16 protein-coding genes are annotated in these 15,843 nt (G+C 65.7%); 10 read left to right on the forward strand and 6 right to left on the reverse strand.

All coding sequences use genetic code 11. The annotated features are described in order from the left end of the window. Positions 1-31 precede the first annotated feature (31 nt). The 5 genes from BM190_RS00595 to BM190_RS00615 all read left to right on the forward strand — a co-directional run bounded on the left by BM190_RS00595 (position 32) and on the right by BM190_RS00615 (position 3,409). The gene (locus BM190_RS00595) at positions 32-610 is read left to right on the forward strand and encodes an NADPH-dependent FMN reductase (RefSeq protein ID WP_092251379.1); all 579 of its coding nucleotides are present in this window, start codon (positions 32-34) and stop codon (positions 608-610) included. Positions 611-616: 6 nt separating this feature from the next. Continuing rightward, entirely contained in the window at positions 617-1,327 is a 711-nt protein-coding gene (gene pyrF, locus BM190_RS00600) for an orotidine-5'-phosphate decarboxylase (RefSeq protein ID WP_018323494.1), read from the forward strand. Between the two features lie 23 nt (positions 1,328-1,350). Then, positions 1,351-1,662 carry a DUF1330 domain-containing protein gene (locus BM190_RS00605; protein ID WP_092251380.1) on the forward strand — a complete coding sequence of 104 codons (312 nt, stop codon included), beginning with the start codon at positions 1,351-1,353 and terminating at the stop codon, positions 1,660-1,662. 284 nt (positions 1,663-1,946) lie between these two features. Continuing rightward, on the forward strand, positions 1,947-2,762 hold the full coding sequence (gene dapB, locus BM190_RS00610) for a 4-hydroxy-tetrahydrodipicolinate reductase (RefSeq protein ID WP_026202940.1): 816 nt from the start codon (positions 1,947-1,949) through the stop codon (positions 2,760-2,762). A gap of 23 nt (positions 2,763-2,785) precedes the next feature. Continuing rightward, positions 2,786-3,409, forward strand: coding sequence for a 2,3-bisphosphoglycerate-dependent phosphoglycerate mutase (locus tag BM190_RS00615; protein WP_092251382.1), 624 nt, complete (start codon positions 2,786-2,788; stop codon positions 3,407-3,409). 119 nt (positions 3,410-3,528) lie between these two features. Here BM190_RS00615 and BM190_RS00620 read toward each other — a convergent pair whose 3' ends face one another. Beyond that, on the reverse strand, positions 3,529-4,425 hold the full coding sequence (locus BM190_RS00620; protein ID WP_092251384.1) for a methylated-DNA--[protein]-cysteine S-methyltransferase: 897 nt from the start codon (positions 4,423-4,425) through the stop codon (positions 3,529-3,531). Between the two features lie 54 nt (positions 4,426-4,479). Next, positions 4,480-5,010 (reverse strand): DUF2244 domain-containing protein, encoded by a 531-nt coding sequence (locus BM190_RS00625; protein WP_092251385.1) that lies wholly within the window; start codon positions 5,008-5,010, stop codon positions 4,480-4,482. A gap of 22 nt (positions 5,011-5,032) precedes the next feature. On the opposite strand from BM190_RS00625, the gene nth reads away from it, so the two are divergent. Genes nth through BM190_RS00640 form a run of 3 tightly spaced genes read left to right on the forward strand, consistent with a single transcriptional unit; the run spans position 5,033 to position 8,571 of the window. Beyond that, entirely contained in the window at positions 5,033-5,785 is a 753-nt protein-coding gene (nth, locus tag BM190_RS00630) for an endonuclease III (RefSeq protein WP_177236838.1), read from the forward strand. 34 nt (positions 5,786-5,819) lie between these two features. Continuing rightward, positions 5,820-6,956, forward strand: a complete 1,137-nt coding sequence (locus BM190_RS00635) for an HlyD family secretion protein (protein WP_092251387.1) — start codon at positions 5,820-5,822, stop codon at positions 6,954-6,956. Then, positions 6,943-8,571, forward strand: a complete 1,629-nt coding sequence (locus BM190_RS00640) for an MFS transporter (RefSeq protein ID WP_092251390.1) — start codon at positions 6,943-6,945, stop codon at positions 8,569-8,571. Before BM190_RS00635 ends, BM190_RS00640 begins: the two co-directional genes overlap by 14 nt. Before the next feature lie 6 nt (positions 8,572-8,577). Here BM190_RS00640 and BM190_RS00645 read toward each other — a convergent pair whose 3' ends face one another. The 3 genes from BM190_RS00645 to BM190_RS00655 all read right to left on the reverse strand — a co-directional run bounded on the left by BM190_RS00645 (position 8,578) and on the right by BM190_RS00655 (position 12,597). Continuing rightward, positions 8,578-9,318 carry a sulfate transporter family protein gene (locus tag BM190_RS00645; protein WP_092251391.1) on the reverse strand — a complete coding sequence of 247 codons (741 nt, stop codon included), beginning with the start codon at positions 9,316-9,318 and terminating at the stop codon, positions 8,578-8,580. A gap of 233 nt (positions 9,319-9,551) precedes the next feature. Further along, positions 9,552-9,998, reverse strand: a complete 447-nt coding sequence (gene nikR / locus BM190_RS00650) for a nickel-responsive transcriptional regulator NikR (protein WP_092251392.1) — start codon at positions 9,996-9,998, stop codon at positions 9,552-9,554. 136 nt (positions 9,999-10,134) lie between these two features. Continuing rightward, entirely contained in the window at positions 10,135-12,597 is a 2,463-nt protein-coding gene (locus BM190_RS00655; protein WP_092251394.1) for a heavy metal translocating P-type ATPase, read from the reverse strand. Positions 12,598-12,661: 64 nt separating this feature from the next. On the opposite strand from BM190_RS00655, the gene BM190_RS00660 reads away from it, so the two are divergent. Beyond that, on the forward strand, positions 12,662-12,937 hold the full coding sequence (locus tag BM190_RS00660) for a metal-sensitive transcriptional regulator (RefSeq protein WP_007598521.1): 276 nt from the start codon (positions 12,662-12,664) through the stop codon (positions 12,935-12,937). Between the two features lie 258 nt (positions 12,938-13,195). Here BM190_RS00660 and BM190_RS00665 read toward each other — a convergent pair whose 3' ends face one another. Further along, positions 13,196-14,173 carry a YiiX/YebB-like N1pC/P60 family cysteine hydrolase gene (locus BM190_RS00665; protein ID WP_092251396.1) on the reverse strand — a complete coding sequence of 326 codons (978 nt, stop codon included), beginning with the start codon at positions 14,171-14,173 and terminating at the stop codon, positions 13,196-13,198. A gap of 192 nt (positions 14,174-14,365) precedes the next feature. Here BM190_RS00665 and BM190_RS00670 point away from each other — a divergent pair, with 192 nt between their 5' ends. Further along, positions 14,366-15,751, forward strand: a complete 1,386-nt coding sequence (locus BM190_RS00670; RefSeq protein ID WP_092251398.1) for a flavin monoamine oxidase family protein — start codon at positions 14,366-14,368, stop codon at positions 15,749-15,751. Positions 15,752-15,843 lie beyond the last annotated feature (92 nt).

Below are 15,843 nucleotides of genomic sequence, written 5' to 3' on the forward strand. Positions count from 1 at the left end.
CGGGCTCGTTTCGCCGAACGCATTGGATTGAATGTCAGCTCCCAAGATCCTGATCATTCCCGGCTCGCTGCGCACCGGCTCGCACAATGCGAAGCTGGCGGCCGTCATAGCCTATGAATTCGCCCGGGCCGGCGTCGACGTCACCCGCATCTCGCTCGCCGATTTTCCGCTGCCGATCTATGACGGCGATCTCCAGGCCAAGTCCGGCCTGCCCAAGCACGCGATCAACCTCAAGCGCATGATCGGCGCGCATCATGGCGTGCTGATCGTCTCGCCCGAATACAATGCCTCGGTGCCGCCGCTGCTCAAGAACGCGATCGACTGGGTCAGCCGCGTGCACGATCTGCACGAGGCGCGCGGCGATGTGTTTCGCAACCGCGCCTTCGCGCTCGCCGGCGCCTCGCAGAGCCGGCTCGGTGCGGCTCGCGCGCTGCAGGCGTTGCGGCTGATCCTGACCTCCTGCCACGCCAATGTGATTGCCAGCCAGCTCACGCTCGCCTTTGCCGACCAGGCCTATGACGATATGGACAGGCTCAAGAACGAGGGCGACATCGCCGCGTTGAAGGAGCTGGTGGCGCGATTGATCGACATTTCTCAACGCATGATGTGAGGTGACATGACGCCAGCCGAGATCGCCCCCAAGGACCGCCTGATCGTCGCGCTCGATCTGCCCAGCGTCGATGCCGCGGAGGCGACGATCAACCGCCTCGGCGACAGCGTCAGCTTCTACAAGATCGGCTACCGACTCGCTTATGCCGGCGGATTGCCGCTGGTCGGCAGGCTCGCCGACAAGGGCAAGAAGGTCTTTCTCGATCTCAAGCTGCACGACATCGGCAACACCGTGATGCAAGGCGTCGAAAGCATCACCAGGCTTGGCGCCACATTCCTCACCGTGCACGCCTATCCGCAGACCATGAAGGGCGCGGTCGAAGGCCGCGGCAATTCCAGCCTGAAGATCCTCGCCGTCACGGTGCTGACCTCCTACAACGAGGACGATCTGCACGCGGCCGGCTATCGGCTCGGCGTCTCCGAGCTGGTCGAGGCCCGCGCGCAGCAGGCCCAGGTGCTTGGCATCGACGGACTGGTGTCCTCGCCTGAGGAGGTTGGGGCCTTGCGCAAGATCGTCGGGCACCAGATGCATCTCGTCACCCCCGGCATCCGGCCGGTCGGTTCGGCGACCGGCGACCAGAAGCGCATCATGACGCCGGGCCGCGCGATCGCGGCCGGCGCCGATTATCTCGTCGTCGGACGGCCGGTCGTCGAAGCCGCCGATCCGAAGGCGATTGCGGAAGCCATCCAGGCCGAGATCGCGCAAGCGCTCGGCTAATCAACAAACAAGGGAGAAGAACAATGGCAAAAGGCTACTGGATCGGGCGCGTCGATGTGAGCAGTGACGAGGGCTACAAGCCCTATGCCGTCGCCAATGGTCCGATCTTCAAGAAGTGGGGTGGCCGCTTTGTTGTCCGCGCCGGCAAGTTCACCACCGTCGAAGGCGCTAGCCGCACCCGCAACGTCGTGATCGAATTCCCGGACTACGAGACCGCGATCGCCTGCTACAATTCGCCGGAGTACCAGGCCAACATCAAGGTGCGCCAGCCCCACTCGGTCGCCGATCTCATCATCATCGAGGGCTATGACGGTCCGCAGCCGTCTGACTCGTAGATTTCGACTGCGGCGCTCTCTTACCCTCCCCTGGAGGGGGAGGGTCGATCGCGCGCAGCGCGAGCGGGGTGGGGTGATCTCTCCACTCGGGCACTGTGCGCCGGGGAGAGACCGTCACCCCACCCCGCTGTGCATTCCGCTTCGCTGCATGCCCAGCGACCCACGAGCGAGCTACGCTCGTCTCGGACCCCTCCCAGGGGAGGGTGCAAGCATGCCGCGCGTTCCTGCCCCTCGGTTGCCGGAACTGCGTCCCCCCGCTACAACGGCCGTGAGAGGATCACACCATGTCCGACATGCGCCTGATTGTTGCTGGAGCCGGTGGCCGGATGGGCCGCGCGCTGGTGCGGGCGATTGCCGAGAGCAAAGGCGCGGTGCTGGCCGGCGCGCTCGAGGCCCCCGGCTCGGAGCTGCTCGGCAAGGATGCCGGTGTGCTCGCAGGGCTGCCGGCCAACGACATCAAGCTCTCCGCTGACCTCTGGGCGATGTCGAAGGAGGCCGACGGCATCCTCGACTTCACCGTTCCGGCGGCGACCATCGCCAATGTCGCGATCGCGGCACAGCGCGGGATCGTGCATGTCGTCGGCACGACCGGGTTGTCCGGCTCCGACAACGCCGTGATCAAGAGCGTCACCAACCGCGCCGTCGTGGTGCAATCAGGCAATATGAGCCTCGGCGTCAATCTGCTGGCCGCCGTGGTCAAGCGCGTCGCCAAGGCGCTCGACCAGAGTTTTGATATCGAGATCGTCGAGACCCATCACCGCATGAAGGTCGACGCGCCATCCGGCACCGCGCTGATGCTGGGGCAGGCCGCAGCCAGCGGTCGCGGCGTCACCCTCGATGACCATTCCGAGCGCGGCCGTGACGGCATCACCGGCGCGCGCAGGCCGGGCAATATCGGTTTCGCCTCGTTGCGCGGCGGCACCGTCGCCGGCGATCACAGCGTCACCTTCCTCGGCCCGTTCGAGCGCCTGACGCTGTCGCATCAGGCCGAGGACCGCATGCTGTTCGCCCATGGCGCGCTGAAGGCGGCGCTCTGGGCACACGGCAAGAAGCCCGGGCACTACTCCATGGCCGACGTGCTCGGCCTGTCCGACATCTAATCGAACTTAACGGAAAGCAGTCAATGAGCGAACGTCTTCTCGTGCTCGTGCGCCACGGCCAGAGCGAATGGAATCTGAAGAACCTGTTCACGGGTTGGAAGGACCCTGACCTCACCGAGCTCGGCGTCAAAGAAGCCACGGAAGCCGGCCGCAAGCTGAAGGCGCAGGGCCTCGTGTTCGACGTCGCCTACACTTCGGTGCTCACGCGCGCGCAGCACACGCTCGACCTCATTCTCGGCGAGCTCGGCCAGGAGGGCTTGCCGACGGCCAAGAACCTCGCGTTGAACGAGCGCGACTACGGCGATCTCTCCGGCCTCAACAAGGACGACGCGCGCAAGAAATGGGGTGAGGACCAGGTGCTGATCTGGCGCCGCTCCTACGACGTGCCGCCGCCCGGCGGCGAAAGCCTGAAGGATACGCTCGCGCGCGCGCTGCCGTATTACGTGCAGGAGATCCTGCCCGGCGTGCTCAACGGCAAGCGTACCCTCGTCGCCGCCCACGGCAATTCGCTGCGCGCGCTGATCATGGTGCTGGAAAAGCTCTCGCCCGAAGGCATCTTGAAGCGCGAGCTGGCGACGGGTGTGCCGATCATCTACCGCCTCAACGCGGATTCGACCGTGGCCTCGAAGCTCGATCTGGCGGGTTAAGGACGGTCCCGTAGGGTGGGCAAAGGCGCACAGCGCCGTGCCCACGATCTTTCCATGATAGCTGACGTAAGGTGGGCACGCTTCGCTTTGCCCACCCTACGGCAGTGTGCTTGCGGTGCCTACTGCATCCCCAGCTGTCCGGCCTCCCAGCCCAGCATCGCCTGCTTGCGGGTGATGCCCCAGTGATAGCCGGTGAGCGTGCCGCTCTTGCCGAGCGCGCGGTGGCAGGGCACGACGAACGAGACCGGGTTCTTGCCGACTGCCGCGCCGACGGCACGCGAGGCCTTCGGGCTGTTGATGTTGCAGGCGATGTCGGAATAGGACACCGCGCGCCCCATCGGGATTTTCAGCAGCGTCTCCCACACCCGGACCTCGAAATCGGTGCCGATCATCACCACGCGCAGCGGCTGGTCCGGCCGCCACAGCTTCGTATCGAAGATGCGCGCAGCGAGCGGCGCCGTGCCTTCGTGATCCTCGACATAGGTGGCGTTCGGCCAGCGCCGGGTCATGTCAGCGAGCGCAATCTTCTCCTCGCCGTGATCGGCGAAGGCAAGCCCCGACAGGCCGCGGTCGGTCGCGATCACGATCGCGGTGCCGAACGGCGAGGGGTGAAAGCCGTAACGCAGGGTCAGGCCAGCGCCGCCGTTCTTCCATTCGCCTGGCGACATGGCTTCGTGGGTCACGAAGAGATCGTGCAGCCGTCCCGGGCCTGACAGCCCGGAGTCGAGCGCGGCGTCGAGAATGCTCGCGGAATCGCGCAAGAGGCCTTTGGCGTGATCGAGCGTCAGCGCTTGCATGAAAGCCTTCGGCGTGATCGAGGCCCAGCGGCGGAACAGATGGTGCAGCTCATCCGGCGTGACCCCGGCCGCATCCGCCATCGCCTCGATGGTCGGCTGCGCGCGCCAGTTCTCCGAGATGAAGGCGATCGCCCGGCGCACCGAATCATAGTCGCGCAGCGCGGCGTTCTGGGTGCCCGGCCTGGCCAGGCGCTGGTCATGTATGGCGAGTGTCATCATGACTGGAAATGTAGGAGAGGGACGGGTGGGAAACCACCCGATTTCTGACTGCGCTCAGGTCACCGGATTGTAGGTCGGGCCGCGCCGGGCGGCATTCAGGGCGCCGACCAAAGCATTGTAAAAACTCGCTTTTTCCTCCGGCCCGAGAAAGCCGGCAATGAGAATCCGGCGGCCGCGCGAGATCAGATAGAGGTGCTCGATGCCGTATTCCTCGTCGACCTCCTGGTCGATCCGGACCCAGAGCGGATTGAACGTCCATTCCGAGACCTGGCCGCGATGGCTGACGCGGCGCACGCGCAGCTCCGACGGCGTGACCACGATCTCCTCGCTGGCCCGCGCCGCGCGGAAATTGGCCTTGAAGGCCCACCAGATCACGAGAACGTCGAGGCCGAAGAAACCGAACACCGGCCAGGCACCCATCATCAGGAAGGCGAGGCCCGTGACGAAGCTGACCACGCTCAGGAACAGCATCACGGCGAGGAAGCCGGTGCGGTTCAGCGAGCGGTGCGGCGTCAGCAGCGCGGAGAAGATCTGCGCGTCGCGCGGATCAGGATCGCTGCCGTCAATTTCGTTGCCTGTGCTCATCGTCCCTCAGTATATCCCGATCATGGCGAAAATCACCCGCAAGCCGGCTCCGCGCAAAGCGCCGGTGCCGAAGAAGAAGGCAAAGGCGGTCGTCGCAAAGCCGAACGCGCCCACCAAAAAGACGCTCAAGGCGATAAAGCGCTGGACGCCCGCCGAGGTCCATGAAGTCTTCAGCCGTTTCCGCAAGGCCAATCCGGAGCCGAAGGGCGAGCTCGAGCACGTCAATCCGTTCACGCTGCTGGTCGCCGTGGTGCTGTCGGCACAGGCAACCGATGCCGGCGTCAACAAGGCGACGCGCGCCTTGTTCGAGGTCGCCGACACCCCGCAGAAGATGCTCGATCTCGGCGAGGAGTCTTTACGCGAGTACATCAAGACGATCGGCCTCTACCGCACCAAGGCCAGGAACGTGATCGCGCTGTCGGCCAAGGTGCTCAGCGAGTTCGGCGGCGAGGTGCCGCGCACGCGCGCCGGGATCGAGTCGTTGCCCGGCGCCGGCCGCAAGACCGCCAACGTCGTGCTCAACATGGCCTTCGGCGAGCACACCATGGCGGTCGACACGCATGTCTTCCGCGTCGGCAATCGCACGGGACTTGCGCCCGGCAAGACGCCGCTCGAAGTCGAGCTTGGTCTCGAAAAGGTGATCCCGGCCGAGTTCATGCTGCATGCCCATCATTGGCTGATCCTCCATGGCCGCTATACTTGCCTCGCGCGCAAGCCGCGCTGTGAGGTCTGTCTGATCAACGATCTGTGCCGGTGGCCGGAGAAGACGGTGTGATGGCGGTGAGAGCAGAGCGTCTTGGGGTAAAATCGTGAGTCAACAGGAACAAGTCCCACCCCCGGCTGCCGCTGCAACGCCTGTCCCACCACCGAAGCCGACGCAGCGGCCAGCGACTTCGCTGGGGAGCCGGTTCGCGATCCCGCTATTCGCTGTGATCGTCGCGCTCGGCTTCGTCGCGCTGGCGACGCTGCGCTTCGACGAATGGGTCGGCAATGCCGTGATCCAGACCACGAATGATGCCTATGTGCGCGCCGAGCTGACACGGCTTTCGAGCCGCGTCTCGGGTGAAGTGCTGACCGTCGCCGTCACCGACTTCCAGCGGGTCAAGGCCGGTGATCTCCTGATCCAGATCGATCCCGCCGATTACGAGGCCCAGGTCGCGCAGTCCGAAGCTTCGGTCGCCGCCGCTCAGGCCGCGCTCGACAATCTGGCCAACCAGGTCGAGCTGCAATATGCGACGATCGCGCAGGCGCAGGCGGCGCGGCTTTCCGCGGAAGCCATGGAAGTCGAGGCACGGCAGGAGCAGGAGCGTCAGCAATCGCTGTCGCAGACCGAATCCGGCACGCGGCAGCGGCTCGAGCAGGCGGTGGCTGCTTACGCCAAGGCGCAGGCCGATGTGCGTGCGAGCCGCGCCGTGATCGCCGCCCAGCAGCACCAGCTCGAAGTCCTGCAAGGCACCCGGAAGCAGCGCGCCGCCGATGTCGCAGCGGCCAAGGCAACGCTGGCGGGTGCGAAGCTCAAGCTCGGCTACACCAGAATATCGGCGCCGTTCGACGGCGTCGTCGGCGAGCGCCAGGTGCAACCTGGCGACTACGTCAATATCGGCACCAACCTCATCAACGTGGTGCCGCTGCCGCAGGTCTATGTGATCGCGAATTACAAGGAGACCCAGCTCACGCACGTGGCGCCGGGCCAGCCGGTCGAGATCACCGTCGACAGCTTTCCGCGCGAGACGCTGCGCGGCAAGGTCGAGCGCATCGCGCCGGCGACGGGATCACAGGTCGCGCTGCTGCCGCCTGATAACGCCACCGGCAATTTCACCAAGGTCGTGCAGCGCATTCCCGTGCGGATTCAGCTCGACGACGGCCAGCCGCTGCTGGCGCGGCTGGTGCCGGGCATGTCGGTCGTCACCCGTATCGACACCAAGGCTGCGAATGGCGGAAAATGACGACGCCGATCGCGGACCGCTCTCGCGCGGCGGCGTCGCGCCGCGGCCGCTGTTCGCCGTGGCGGCGGTGCTGCTCGGCTCCTTCCTCGCCAATTTCGACAGCCGGCTAACCACGGTTGGCCTGCCCGATTTGCGCGGCGCGTTCTCGCTCAGCTTCGACGAAGGCGCCTGGCTCTCCACCGCCGGCATCGGCTCGCAAATCTTCATCGCGCCCGCAGTGGCATGGCTCGCGACCGTGTTCGGGCTGCGCCGCGTGCTTGGCATTCCGAGCCTGATCTATGCCGTCGTCTCGCTGATCGTTCCCTTCGTGCACGACTATCCAACGCTGCTCGCGCTCAGCGTCGTGCATGGCCTCCTGCTCGGCACCTTCGTGCCGGCGACGCTGATGATCGTGTTCCGCAATCTGCCGATCCGGTGGTGGCTGCCGGCGATCTCGATCTATTCGATCCGCGTCGGCTTTGCGCTCGATACCTCGAGCTCGCTGGTCGGCTTCTATGTCGACCATCTCGGCTGGCAATGGCTGTACTGGCAGAGCGTCGTGATCGCGCCCCTGATGGGGCTGATGGTCTATCTCGGCACACCGAACGAGCCCGTGAATCGCGCGCTGCTGCGCGAGGCCGATTGGGGCGGCATGCTGCTGCTCGGCGCATCCGTTTCGATGATTTATGCCGGGCTTGATCAGGGCAATCGATTGGACTGGCTCGGCTCGGGGACGGTGATGGCGCTGCTCGCCAGTGGCGCGGTGCTGTTCGCAGGCTTCCTCCTCAACGAGTCGCTGGTGCGGCAGCCCTGGGCGCATGTGAACGTCTTGTTTTCGCGCAATATCGGATTGGGGCTGGTGCTGATCCTGCTCTACACGTTGACGAGCCTGTCCAACGCCTCGCTGGTGCCGAACTTCCTTGCCGCCATCGCGCTGCTCAGGCCGGAGCAGAGCGGCTTGCTGCTGCTCACCTATGGCGCATTGCCGATGTTCGTGCTGGTGCCGCTCTCGATCTGGCTGCTCAGGCATTTCGATACGCGCACCGTGATTGTCGTGGGTTTCGCCTGCTTCGCCGCCGCCAATCTCTGGGGCACGCAGCTCACCCATGACTGGGCGCGCGAGGACTTTGTCGGCATCGTGCTGCTCCAGGCGATCGGGCAGTCGCTGACCTTGCTGCCGCTGATCATCACGCTGCTGTCGAACTCCGATCCGAGCCGCGCCACTTCCTTTGCCGCCTATATCCAGATCATGCGGCTCGGCGGCGCCGAGATCGGTGTGGCGCTGATGGGAACATGGCTGCGCGTGCGCGAGCAGGTCCATTCCTTCTATCTCGGCCAGAACCTCGGCGTCGGCGACGTCGATGTGGTCCGCGTCCTGAAGCAGCTTGCCGATCACTTCGCTGCCCACGGTGCCGGGCTGGCGCAGCCGCGCGCGCTCGGCACGCTGGCGGGCATCGTGCAGCGCGAGGCCAATGTGCTCGCCTATATCGACGGATTCTGGCTGTGCTTCTGGCTCGCGGTGGCCGCGCTCGGTGTCCTCGCGTTGATCACCCGTGCGCCGGCCGGCCCGTTCACGCCGGCGCCATTCGGCTTCGCCAAGACGGTGCTGCGGAAGTGCGGGATGCAGGTGACGTGAAGCGCGTTACCGCATCTGCCGCGCCGGCTCGATCAGCTCGGGCCTCGGGCCCGACAGCCGCTTGTGCATGTGGACCATGAAGGCCATGCCGAAGATCGGCGTCGCCAGATTCACGATCGGGATCGAGACGAAGGCGGCGATGAAGAGGCCGGCGGTGAAGATCGTGGCGGCATTTTCGCGCCGCATCGCCTTGGCCTCTTCCGGCGGTCGGAAGCGCATCGCGGCGAGCTCGAAATATTCGCGGCCGAGCAGCCAAGCGGCGGCGATGAAGAAGATCAGGAAGCCTGCGCCGGCGAAAAGCACCAACGGCAACGCGATCAGATAGACCAGGATGGTCAGGAGCGCGGTCTTGATGCCCTCGAAGATGGCCTGGCTGAACGGCAGCGCGAGCCCCGGCTGCTCGGCGGGATAATGCTCGCGCTCGACGATGTCGGCGACGTCGTCGACGAACAGGCTCGCCACCAGCGAGGTGATCGCGGGCATCAGGAAGACGCCGCCGAACACGACGCCGAGGCCCGCCGCGATCGAGACGATCCAGGACAAGACCTCGAGAGAGGTGTGCCAGCCCGGCCCGAGCAGGCCTTCCAACCAGACCTCGCCATGGGTCGCAAACCAGCTGAGCAGCCGCTGCAAGCCGATCGCCAGCGCGGTGATCAGCACGAGCGCAAGCCCGATCGACCGCCACAGGATCGAGCGCATCGGCGGCGAGATCATTTGCGACAGCGCCTTCACGGCGGCGTCCAGCATCGGAGGGGCCCTCTGAGGTAAACACTGCGCGAGAGGTAGACACCCAATGCGGGTTCGGCAAGGGCGGGCTTGCCGCGCTGCTGACGGCCGCAAACGCGGCGCGAGCCCTTGCTTACCTCCCCACGGGCACTGTTCGACGCGGAGAGACCGTCATCCCACCCCGCTCGCGCTGCGCGCGATCGACCCTCCCCCTCCAGGGGAGGGGAAGAGCCGCTACGCTCTCCTAGAATAGCCTACTCGTGCCGGTGCCCATGCTTTCGCGCCTTCACCGCCTTGCCTTCGCCGGTCGGGATCATCATCACGCGGCCGTAGCGGACGCCGCGTTCGGCGATGATATGGTCGGCGAAATGCTTGACCTCATCCGCCGACCCCCGCAGCGCCGTCATCTCCATGCAATTGTTGTCGTCGAGATGGACGTGCAGGGTCGCCAGCGCGAGGTCGTGATGACCGTGGAATTCCTGCACCAGGCGTTTTGACAGATCGCGGGCGGCGTGGTCGTAGACATAGACGAGACCGGCCACGCATTGGCCGGTCTGGGCGGTGTCCTCGGTGCTCTGCTGCAGGCCGGCGCGGGCGAGGTCGCGGATGATCTCGGAGCGGTTCTGGTAGCCGCGCGCTTCCGCCGCCGCATCGATCTCGGCCAACAGATCGTCCTCGATCGTGATGGTAATTCGCTGCATCAGATATTCCCCGCGTGCCTCGCCTGTGTCCCGTGAACCGTAGCCCGGATGTAGCGGAGCGCAATCCGGGACGGTGCCAATTTGCGGGCAGGACCCCCGGATTTCGCTTGCGCTCCATCCGGGCTACGCAGTGTCCTCACAGCCGCGTCGCCCGCAGCCGCAGCGCATTGCCGACCACGCTCACCGAGGACAGTGCCATCGCCGCCGCGGCGATGATCGGCGAGAGCAACAGACCGAACGCCGGATAAAGGATGCCGGCCGCGATCGGAATGCCGGCGGCGTTGTAGATGAAGGCGAAGAACAGGTTTTGCCGGATGTTGCTCATCGTCGCCTGCGACAGCTTTCGCGCCCGGACGATGCCGACGAGGTCGCCCTTGAGCAAGGTCACGCCGGCGCTCTCCATCGCCACATCCGTGCCGGTGCCCATGGCGATGCCGACTTCCGCGGCGGCCAGCGCCGGCGCGTCGTTGACGCCGTCACCGGCCATGGCGACGCTGCGGCCGGCCTTTTGCAGCTTCGTCACCACCGCGCTCTTCTGATCCGGCAGCACCTCGGCCTCGACTTCGGCGATGCCGAGCCGGCGCGCCACCGCTTCCGCCGTGGTGCGGTTGTCGCCCGTCAGCATGATGACCTTGATGCCTTCGGCAGCTAACGCCTTCAGTGCCTCCGGGGTCGAGGCCTTGACCGGATCGGCGATCGCGAACAGGCCGGCGAGCCGGCCGTCGACGGCCATGTTGATCACGGTGGCACCATCGCCGCGCAGGCGCTCGGCCTCGGCGTCGAGCGTTTTGGTGTCGATCCCGATCGACGTCAGATACCTGGCATTGCCGAGCACGATGGTCTTGCCGTCGACCTTGCCGGTGGCGCCCTTGCCGGTCGGCGAGTCGAAGTGCTCGACCTGGCCGAGGGCCAGTTGCCTCTCCTTGGCCGCGCGCACGATGGCATCAGCCAAAGGATGCTCGCTGGCGCGCTCGATGCTGGCGGCAAGCTTGACGATATCATCCTCCGCAAAGCCTGACGCCGGCACGATCGCGACCACCTTGGGCTTGCCCTCGGTCAGCGTGCCCGTCTTGTCGACCACCAGCGTGTCGATCTTCTCCATCCGCTCCAGCGCCTCGGCGTTCTTGATCAGCACGCCGCCTTGCGCACCGCGGCCGACGCCGACCATGATCGACATCGGGGTTGCGAGGCCCAGCGCGCAGGGGCAGGCGATGATCAGCACGCTGACGGCGGCGACGAGACCGAAGGCCAGCCGCGGTTCCGGACCAAACCAGGCCCAGGCGCCGAAGGCGGCGAGGGCGACGACGATCACCATCGGCACGAACCAGCCCGCGACCTGATCGGCCAGCCGCTGGATCGGCGCGCGCGAGCGCTGCGCGTCTGCGACCATCTGCACGATCTGCGACAGCAGCGTCTCGCGTCCGACCTTGTCGGCGCGCATGATGAAGCTGCCCGACTGGTTCAGCGTGCCGGCGATCACCTTCGCGCCGCTCTCCTTGGTGACGGGCATGGATTCGCCCGTGACGAGCGATTCGTCGAGCGAGGAGCGGCCCTCGAGGATCACGCCGTCGACCGGCACCTTTTCGCCCGGACGGACGCGCAGACGTTCGCCGGCATGGAGCGCATCGATTTCGACCTCGTGCTCGCTGCCGTCGTCATCGACGCGGCGCGCGGTCTTCGGCGCAAGCTGAAGCAGCGCCTTGATCGCGCCGGAGGTTGCGTCACGGGCGCGCAGCTCCAGCACCTGGCCGAGCAGCACCAGCACGGTGATGACGGCAGCCGCCTCGAAATAGACGGCGACCGCACCCTCATGGCCGCGGAACGTTGCGGGGAAGATCTGCGGCACGACGGTGCCGATGATGCTGTAGACATAGGCAACGCCCGTGCCCATCGCGATCAGCGTAAACATGTTGAGGTTGCGCGTCAGCAGCGACTGCCAGCCGCGAACGAAGAACGGCCAGCCGGCCCACAGCACCACGGGGGTGGCGAAGGCGAGCTGGATCCAGTTCGACAGCGTCTGATCGATCCAGCTGTGCGGGCCCGCGAGATGGCCGCCCATCTCCAGCACCACGGCCGGCAGCGCCAGCGCGGCGCCGATCCAGAACCGCCGCGTCATGTCGGCAAGCTCGGGGTTGGGGCCGGTCTCCAGGCTTGCCACTTCCGGCTCCAGCGCCATGCCGCAGATCGGACAGCTGCCGGGGCCGACCTGGCGGATCTCCGGATGCATCGGGCAGGTGTAGATCGTGCCAGCCGGCATCTCCGGCTCCGGCGCCTTGTCCTTGGCGAGATATTTTGCGGGATCGGCGGCGAACTTGGTGCGGCAGCCGGCCGAGCAGAAATGGAAGGTCTCGCCGTGATGATCGAAGCGGTGCTTCGAGGTCGTGGGATCGACAATCATGCCGCAGACGGGATCGTGCACCTTACTGACCGCATCGCCATGGTCATGCGCGTGATGATGGTCGTGGCCGGCATGATCGCCGTGCCCGCCGCAGCAGGAGGCCGCCGGCTCGGCCGCTTCCGTCTTGGCCGCTTCCGATTTGGTGGAGCAACCGCATCCGGAATGTCCGTCCGCGCCCTGATGATGCCTGTGTTCGTTCATTGCCTTGCTCCGGCCTTGTACCCTGGGTCTTGCAACCCATACCCGGTAGGGGTATATAGACCCCATGCGCAAGGACATCAAGGCATCTGTCGGAAAACGCCTCGGCCGGATCGAGGGCCAGGTTCGCGGCCTCTCGAAAATGGTAGAGGAGGACCGCTACTGCATCGACATCGTGACGCAGATCTCGGCGGTGCGAGCCGCACTGCGCCGGGTCGAGGAAGAGGTCCTGAAGGATCACGTCGCCCATTGCGTCGAGCACGCGATCGCGAGCGGCGACAAGGCCGACCAACGCGAGAAGATCGCGGAGCTGATGGCGGTGATCGGACGGGCGGAGCGGTAGGTCTTTACTCCCGTCCTTGCGAGCGAAGCAATCCAGACTGTCCCCCGAGAAAGTAGTCTGGATTGCTTCGTCGCAAGAGCTCCTCGCAATGACGGTCGTTGAGGTGCTCGCGCCACACTCACAGGCGTCGTCCCCGCGAACGCAAGGATCCATAACCCCAGGGAAGGGTTTGACGAAGACTGGGAGTTCGGGATTTCTACCGTGCGCAGCCGATAGATCACGCGGTATAGGTCCCTGCTTTCGCAGGGACGACAGCCGTTACGCCGCCCTCTCGCGCACCCGGCCACGGCGCCTCGGGCGGTACATCGCCAGCTTCTTCAGCAGCGGGACATGCCCGGGAACGCGTTCAGACGTCCCCGCAAGGCACTCACTCATTTGCGCAGCCGGAATTTCAGCCGGCGCTTCTTGGTCAACCGCCTCAGGAACGAGCGGCGGCGCACTGATCGTTTCTGGAAACACACTGAATGTGCCCGCTACCTCCTCGAGCGGCTTCTGCTTGTCGGCCCAGTGCAGGGCGGTGTAGTCGAACCCGTGCACGATGGTGGGTTTGACGACTTCGAAATAGGGCGAGATGTCGAAGTCGCGGGGCATGTAGAGCGAGGAATCGCGGATGTGCAGGATCTCGCGGCGGGCGGCGCGGCTGCCGGCCTTGGTGATCTTGGGCAGGATCGGATAGCGCACCGCGTCGAACGCCTGTGCGATCAGCGCCGAGCAGATGATCTTGGTCGGATCGCCCGAGCCGATCGCGATCATGCGTCGCCGCCAGCGCTGCGGTACCGGCAACGGGAACAGAAAGCGCATGAGGTCGACGATGTTCTTGGTGTCGTAGCCGAAGCCGATGCGGTTGATCGCATAGCGGCAGACGGTGGTGCGGTCCTCGTAGGACAGCCCGACCGGGCGGCAGAGGCGGGTGTGATAGGGGAAATATTTCGACAGCGGCGCAGAGGTGACGCCTTCGCCGATATTGGCCTCGATCAGCACATGCGGTTCGCCGTCAGGCTCCGCGGCGCCCTCGACCGGGCCGACATAGAGCGCGGCATGCGACCAGGTCGACTGCGTCAGATATTTGATGATGCCGGAGATGCGGTTGTTGCCCTCGACCAGCAGCACGTCGCCTGGCTCGATCACGCCGCGCAGGTGCTCCGGGTCGCTCGGCGTGAACGGCTCGTAGCCCGGCACCTCCTTGGAGAGGTACGCGGCAATCAGCTTGCCGACTGAATCTAGGACCGTCCCCATTTCCAACTCCCCCCACGGCCTTTTGCGGCCGTCTTTTTCCCTTCTCTATCATGGTCGAAACGTGTTGCAATTCGGTTCATCACTCCGTGACATCAAGCACGATTGATTCACCATGATGGTTGCCGTGCAACATCAGATGCGGCAAGGTTCGCTGACTGTTCCCGTTCGCCGCAAGTCCTCGGAAACCATGACATGACAATCACGCGCCGCGGTTTTCTTGTCGCGTCGGCGGGCCTTGCCGCGATGCCGGTCCTGCGCGCATCCGCCGCGCCTCTGCCGCGCGAGGCCGACATCGTCGTGATCGGTGCGGGAGCCGCGGGAATCGCTGCGGCGCGGCGCATCATGGCGACGGGCCGCAAGGTCGTCGTGATGGAAGCGGCATCGCAAGTCGGCGGCCGCTGTATCACCGACAGCACAACCTTCGAGGTGCCGTTCGACCGCGGCGCACGCTGGATGCACAATCCCGACACCAATCCGATGATCCGGCTGGCGCGCAGTGTCGGGCTGGACGTGCTGTCGGCGCCATCGGGCCAGAAGATGCGCATCGGCCGCCGTAACGCGCGCGCGGGCGAGACCGAGCAATTCCTGGCGGCGCTGGTGCGCGCCAACCGCGCCATCGACGATGCCTCGCGGGCTAAGCTGGATACCTCTTGCGCCTCCGTGCTGCCGAAGGATCTCGGCGACTGGGCGGGCGCGGCCGAGTTCATGCTGGGCGCGGGCTTTGCCGGCAAGGACCTGAAGGAGCTGTCCGCGATCGATAAGGGACGCGCGCAGGATCGCAACGCGGCGATCGCCTGCCGTCAGGGTCTGGGCACGCTGATCACCAAACTCGGGGAGCAGGCGCCGGTGGCGCTGTCGACGCCGGCGAGCCGCATCAGCTGGAGCAACCGCGACGTCAGCGTGGAAACGCAAGCCGGCAAGATCGCCGCACGCGCCGCCATCGTCACGGTCTCGACCAACGTGCTGACATCGGGCGCGATCAAGTTCACGCCCGACATTCCCAAACGCACGTTAGACGCGGCGTCGAAGCTCGGCCTCGGCAGCTATGATCGCATCGTGCTGCAATTGCCGGGCAATCCGCTCGGCCTGTCGCGCGACGATATCCTCATCGAGCAAAGCAATTCGACACGCACGGCGCTGATGTTCGCCAATATCGGCGGCTCTTCGCTGTGCTCGATCGACGTCGGCGGCGCGTTCGGCCGCGATCTCTCCGAGCAGGGTGAGAAGGCAATGGTCGCCTTCGCCAGGGAATGGATCACGAAATTGTTCGGTAGCGAGGCTGCGGCTACCGTCGGGAAGACCAGCGCCACGCGCTGGAACGCCTCGCCCTACGTCCTGGGTGCGATGTCGGCGGCTTCCCCCGGCGGTCAGCTGTCGCGAAAAATCCTGAGCGAGCCGATCGGCAATGTGTTCCTCGCCGGCGAAGCTACGCACGAGACGCTGTGGGGCACCGTCGACGGCGCCTGGGAAAGCGGCGAGCGCGCCGCGGACGCAGCCTTGCGCAAGATCGGTGCGCTCAAGGACGATTCGGCGGATGTGCCGACGCAGTCGACGAAGAAGCGGCGGGCGCCAAGGTAGTAAGGCAGTCAAGCCGCCAAACACTCCGCCGTCGTCCCTGCGAACGCAGGGACCCATAACCACAGGGAGACGTTTGACGAAGCCTCGCAGTT

This window comes from Bradyrhizobium sp. Rc3b, from assembly GCF_900114915.1.
GTDB lineage: Bacteria > Pseudomonadota > Alphaproteobacteria > Rhizobiales > Xanthobacteraceae > Bradyrhizobium.

What these genes read in the sequence shown, in the direction of transcription:
- BM190_RS00595 (WP_092251379.1), top strand. Translation starts at nt 32, where the DNA reads ATGTCAGCTCCCAAGATCCTGATCATTCCCGGCTCGCTGCGCACCGGC.
- pyrF (WP_018323494.1), top strand. Translation starts at nt 617, where the DNA reads ATGACGCCAGCCGAGATCGCCCCCAAGGACCGCCTGATCGTCGCGCTC.
- BM190_RS00605 (WP_092251380.1), top strand. Translation starts at nt 1,351, where the DNA reads ATGGCAAAAGGCTACTGGATCGGGCGCGTCGATGTGAGCAGTGACGAG.
- dapB (WP_026202940.1), top strand. Translation starts at nt 1,947, where the DNA reads ATGTCCGACATGCGCCTGATTGTTGCTGGAGCCGGTGGCCGGATGGGC.
- BM190_RS00615 (WP_092251382.1), top strand. Translation starts at nt 2,786, where the DNA reads ATGAGCGAACGTCTTCTCGTGCTCGTGCGCCACGGCCAGAGCGAATGG.
- BM190_RS00620 (WP_092251384.1), bottom strand. Translation starts at nt 4,425, where the DNA reads ATGATGACACTCGCCATACATGACCAGCGCCTGGCCAGGCCGGGCACC.
- BM190_RS00625 (WP_092251385.1), bottom strand. Translation starts at nt 5,010, where the DNA reads ATGAGCACAGGCAACGAAATTGACGGCAGCGATCCTGATCCGCGCGAC.
- nth (WP_177236838.1), top strand. Translation starts at nt 5,033, where the DNA reads ATGGCGAAAATCACCCGCAAGCCGGCTCCGCGCAAAGCGCCGGTGCCG.
- BM190_RS00640 (WP_092251390.1), top strand. Translation starts at nt 6,943, where the DNA reads ATGGCGGAAAATGACGACGCCGATCGCGGACCGCTCTCGCGCGGCGGC.
- BM190_RS00645 (WP_092251391.1), bottom strand. Translation starts at nt 9,318, where the DNA reads ATGCTGGACGCCGCCGTGAAGGCGCTGTCGCAAATGATCTCGCCGCCG.
- nikR (WP_092251392.1), bottom strand. Translation starts at nt 9,998, where the DNA reads ATGCAGCGAATTACCATCACGATCGAGGACGATCTGTTGGCCGAGATC.
- BM190_RS00655 (WP_092251394.1), bottom strand. Translation starts at nt 12,597, where the DNA reads ATGAACGAACACAGGCATCATCAGGGCGCGGACGGACATTCCGGATGC.
- BM190_RS00660 (WP_007598521.1), top strand. Translation starts at nt 12,662, where the DNA reads ATGCGCAAGGACATCAAGGCATCTGTCGGAAAACGCCTCGGCCGGATC.
- BM190_RS00665 (WP_092251396.1), bottom strand. Translation starts at nt 14,173, where the DNA reads ATGGGGACGGTCCTAGATTCAGTCGGCAAGCTGATTGCCGCGTACCTC.
- BM190_RS00670 (WP_092251398.1), top strand. Translation starts at nt 14,366, where the DNA reads ATGACAATCACGCGCCGCGGTTTTCTTGTCGCGTCGGCGGGCCTTGCC.